5 protein-coding genes and 1 pseudogene are annotated in these 4194 nt (G+C 68.7%); 2 read left to right on the plus strand and 4 right to left on the minus strand.

Annotation, left to right across the window (positions count from 1 at the left end; all coding sequences use genetic code 11):
- Positions 1 to 294: 294 nt before the first annotated feature.
- Positions 295 to 1050, plus strand: a complete 756-nt coding sequence (locus tag ACHFFZ_RS05265; protein ID WP_394275613.1) for a dienelactone hydrolase family protein — start codon at positions 295 to 297, stop codon at positions 1048 to 1050.
- Between the two features lie 12 nt (positions 1051 to 1062).
- On the opposite strand, the pseudogene ACHFFZ_RS05270 reads toward ACHFFZ_RS05265, so the two are convergent.
- Positions 1063 to 1473: pseudogene (locus ACHFFZ_RS05270) on the minus strand (general stress protein); the annotation flags it as partial.
- Positions 1474 to 1535: 62 nt separating this feature from the next.
- On the opposite strand from ACHFFZ_RS05270, the gene ACHFFZ_RS05275 reads away from it, so the two are divergent.
- Positions 1536 to 2021 (plus strand): MarR family winged helix-turn-helix transcriptional regulator, encoded by a 486-nt coding sequence (locus ACHFFZ_RS05275; protein ID WP_394275614.1) that lies wholly within the window; start codon positions 1536 to 1538, stop codon positions 2019 to 2021.
- Between the two features lie 54 nt (positions 2022 to 2075).
- On the opposite strand, the gene ACHFFZ_RS05280 is transcribed toward ACHFFZ_RS05275, so the two are convergent.
- The 3 genes from ACHFFZ_RS05280 to ACHFFZ_RS05290 form a co-directional block, all read right to left on the minus strand.
- Positions 2076 to 2504: a hypothetical protein gene (locus tag ACHFFZ_RS05280; protein ID WP_394275615.1), complete on the minus strand. Its 429-nt coding sequence runs from the start codon at positions 2502 to 2504 to the stop codon at positions 2076 to 2078.
- Between the two features lie 4 nt (positions 2505 to 2508).
- Entirely contained in the window at positions 2509 to 3414 is a 906-nt protein-coding gene (locus ACHFFZ_RS05285; RefSeq protein WP_394275616.1) for a carbohydrate ABC transporter permease, read from the minus strand.
- Positions 3411 to 4194: carbohydrate ABC transporter permease (locus tag ACHFFZ_RS05290; RefSeq protein ID WP_394275617.1), on the minus strand; the 784-nt coding region annotated here is incomplete at its 5' end. The genes ACHFFZ_RS05285 and ACHFFZ_RS05290, both read right to left, overlap by 4 nt.

Genomic DNA, 4194 nt, shown 5'->3' on the forward strand with positions numbered 1-4194 from the left:
TCTCTGTGCGGCGGCCGAAGAAGTCCAGGGCGGGCTTGTGGGCCCAGGTGCGGGTGGCGACGTCGAGCTCGTCCACCAGGGACCCTGCCGGGTAGTCCAGGCCGTGGCGGGTGACGCCCTCGTGGTAGGCGGCGCTCCAGCGCTCCTCGAGCATGGTCATGATGGCTCCTCGGGGACGTGACAGACGGGGTCGTGGACCTGGCAGGCGGGTAGGCGGGCACCGGGACGTGACCGGCGGGCGTGGGCCCAGGTAAGAGTAAGCCCCGCCCCTGGCCCTCACGGTACAGTCGCGACGTGACTGCGACGACGCTCCTGATCCCCACCGACGACGGCGACCTGCCTGGCCTGCTATGGCTCCCGCCCGGCCCCGGCAGCACCGACCGAGCGGTCCCGGGCCTGGTGGTGCTGCAGGAGATCTTCGGGCTTACCGACTACATCGAGCAGCGCTGTGCACAGCTGGCCGAGCTGGGCTACGCAGTGCTGGCGCCGCAGCTGTTCGCCCGACTGGACCCGCCGGTGGTGGGCCTGCCCGACGGTGAGGACTTCGAGACGTGGCTCGGCGAGGGCGTGGCACTCACGCAGGCCCTGCCCTGGGGACGCGCCGAGTCCGACGCGATCGCGGCGCTGGACGCCCTGCGCGCCCACGACTCGGTCGATGCCGAGAGGGTAGGGATCATGGGCTTCTGCTACGGCGGCGGCCTGGCGTTCTCCGCCACGGCCACCGCGACCGAGCAGGGCACGGCCCCCGCGGTGCTGGTCAGCTACTACGGCTCCGCACTGCCCACTCTGCTGGAGAGGGCAGGATCGGTGAGCGTACCCAGCCTGCACGTGTTCGGCACCGCCGATGCCTTCATCCCCATGGAGCAGGTGGAGCAGATCCGCGAGGCCGTCACCGACAGCGGCGCACGGCAGCAGGTGCGATTCGAGCTGCACGAAGGCGCCGGTCATGCCTTCGACAACCCCCACCCTGCTCTCCATCACGCCGAAGCGGCTCAGCAGGCCTGGACGCAGACAAGGCAGTTCCTCGGCGAGGAACTGCCAGTCGGCTGAGGGCTGACGAGGTCAGCGGCCCCTGTTGAGGATCTCCAGCGCGGACTGCGCGCGATCGAAGGGCACCTCCACGGTGTAGGAGCTGGCCTTCATGGTGGACTGGGAGTGGAAGTTGCGGTTCTGGCCCTGGGCGGCGAAGGCGATGAGGCCGAAGATCGCGCCCCACACCGCACCGAACACCACAGCCCCCAGCAGCGTGCTCAGGAAGCCGATCGGCACGAAGATCGCCATCAGCAGGCCGATCAGCAGACCGAACCAGGCACCGGAGCCGGCACCGAACAGGGCCGCCTTGCCGTAGTTCATGCGGCCACGCACGATCTCCACGCTCTTGAGGTCATGGCCCACGATGCGGGTGGCGCCCACCTCGAAGCCGGAATCCGACAGCAGATCCACTGCGGTCTGGGCCCGGGTGTACTCGGAGAAGTCGGCAACCGTCTCAACGGGCCGTCACGTTGAGAACTCAACGACATCGGCGAGGAGTCGGCGTGGAGCAGGGAGACGGGCGGGAGGTCGAGGGCCGGGCGGTGGTCGCCCGGGAGCTGCGGCGCACCGTGGCGGAGATCCAGCGGTGGACCCAGCGCTGGCTGCACCGACGCACCGGGACCAGCCTCTCCCCCAACGAGACCCACCTTCTCGGACACCTTCAGAAAGCCGGCCCGCAGCGGATGAGCGCCTTGGCCTCCTGGCAGAACGTGGACAAGTCCACCATGACCATGCAGGTCAAGACCCTGCTGGAGCGCGGCTTCGTGCAGCGCAGCCCCGATCCGGAGGATCGCCGCGCCGTCATCGTCGAGCTGACCGACGCGGGAGGCGAAGTGCTGGCCGCCTACGCCGACCGCGCATCGGAGATCCTCGGGGAATCGCTGCGTGGCTGGAGCGATGAGGACCTCAGCCGTTTCAGCCGCGACCTGGCCCGCTTCGCCGGTGACCTGGAGAGCGCACTCGAGCAGACCATCGAGCACCGGGGCTAAACGGACGCGCCGCGACTGGGGTCGAGCGCCGGGGCCGAGGCCGAGCGCCGAGCCTTATTCCTGGCTGAGGTCCACCTGCGCCTGGTACGCGGTGGGCGGGCACTCGGGCCCGTTGGGCTGGACCACCACGGGAGTGACGGTCACGGTGACAGGTCCGCGCAGGGTGGCTCCGTCGCCATCGAGCAGGGCCGCCTCGACCTCAACGGGCTGCGTCGAATCGATCCCGTCGATCTGCACGAAGGTCTGGTCCAGGCCGTTCTGCGTGAACTCCTGGCCCACGTAGGTCTCGCTGCGTGCGCACACACCGTCCACGCACACCTCGGCCATCCATGACTCGGCAACGACCTCCGGGCCGACGACGACGCTCACCCCGTTGGACGCCCCGACCTCCGTGCACGCCTGCGGGGGCGTGCAGGAGACGAGCACCAGCGGGGCGATCAGCAGCGCGGCCGGCAGGAGCTGGAGCCCGATCCGGCCGCGCATCGCATCAGCCCTTCACCGAGCCGGACATCAGCCCAGCGATGAAGTACTTCGAGAGGATCACGTACACCAGCAGCGTGGGCAGCGACGCCAGCAGCGCGCCGGCCATCGAGACGCCGTAGTTGGTGAGCAGGGCCCCGTTGGCGATGTTGTTCAGCACCAGGGTGACCGGGCCGTTGTTCGGGGTGGAGAAGAACACCGCGAACAGGAAGTCGTTCCAGGCGCTGGTGAACTGCCAGATCAGCACCACCACGAAGCCGGGGATCGCCACCGGCAGCGCCACCGACCAGAAGGTGCGCAGCATCCCGGCGCCGTCCACCTTCGCGGCCTCCATCAGCTCATGGGGGACGGTCTCGAAGTAGTTGCGGAAGATCAGGGTGGTGATCGGGATGCCGAACACCACGTGCAGCAGGATCAGCGAGGGCACCCCGTTGGGGATCTGGAGGGCCAGCACCAGCTCCAGCAGGGGGATCATCACCGCCTGGTACGGCAGGAACATGCCGAACAGGATCAGGGTGAACACGATGTCGGCCCCGGGGAACCGCCAGCGGGAGAGCACGAAGCCGTTCAGGCAGCCCAGCACCGCGGAGATGATTGTGGAGGGCACCACCATCGAGACGGTGCGGCCGATGGCGGGAGCGAGCTGTTCCCAGGCACTGGCCCAGTTCTCCAGCGTCCAGGTGGTGGGCAGCAGCCAGGCACGGGCCGGGGACGCATCGCCCACGCCCTTGAAGCTGGTAACGAACAGCACGTAGACGGGGATGAACACGAACACCACGCCGGCCAGCAGCAGCGCGTAGCGCAGGGTGCGGGCCAGGGCGCGCTTGCCCGGGTCCGGGGCGTTGCGCGTGCGGGGCGGAGTGGGCGCGGCCTGGGGGTTGCCGAGGCCCGCGGCGGGGGTCGCGGTGGTCATCGGCGGCGCTCCCGGCTCTGGTGGATGAGGTAGGGCACGATCAGCACCGCGATGACCACCAGCAGGATGGTGCCCACCGCGGCGGCGTTGGCGTAGTCGTAGCTGGACTTGAACACGAACATGTCCACAGCAGGCACCTTGGTCTGGTGGTTCGCCGGCTTCGAGATCGACATGATCAGGTCGAAGGACTTCAGCGACATGTGCGCAATGATCACCAGGGCGCTCATCAGCACCGGGGTCAGCTGCGGGAAGATCACGTGGCGGTACATCTGCATCTCGGTGGCGCCGTCCACCCGGGCCGCCTCGCGCAGCTCGTCGGGGACCCCGCGGAAGCCGGCCAGGAACAGTGCCATCACGTAGCCGGACAGCTGCCACACCGCCGGCAGGGCGATCGCCAGGATGCCGAAGGTGATGCTGTTCCACCAGGGGTTCTGCAGGAAGTCCAGCCCCACCATCTGGAACAGCCGGTTCAGGCCCGAGGCGTTCTCGCCCTGGTTGGAGTTCAGCAGCCAGCGCCACACCACACCGGAGGCCACGAAGGAGATCGCCATCGGGAAGAGGTAGACGGTCTGGAAGAAGCGGCCACCGGCCAGGGGGCGCTCCAGCAGCCAGGCCCACACGAAGCCGATCGCCATCGCGCCCACCAGGAACGCCGCGGTGAACAGCAGCAGGTTCGTCATGGAGTGGCGGAACGCCTGGGTGGAGAACAGGTCGATGTAGTTCTGCAGGAACACGAACGCGACCGGCTGGCGGCCGTTGGCCTGCGCAGCGGTGTGGTTG

Origin of the sequence: Luteococcus sp. (genome assembly GCF_043424415.1) — a bacterium.
GTDB lineage: Bacteria > Actinomycetota > Actinomycetes > Propionibacteriales > Propionibacteriaceae > Luteococcus.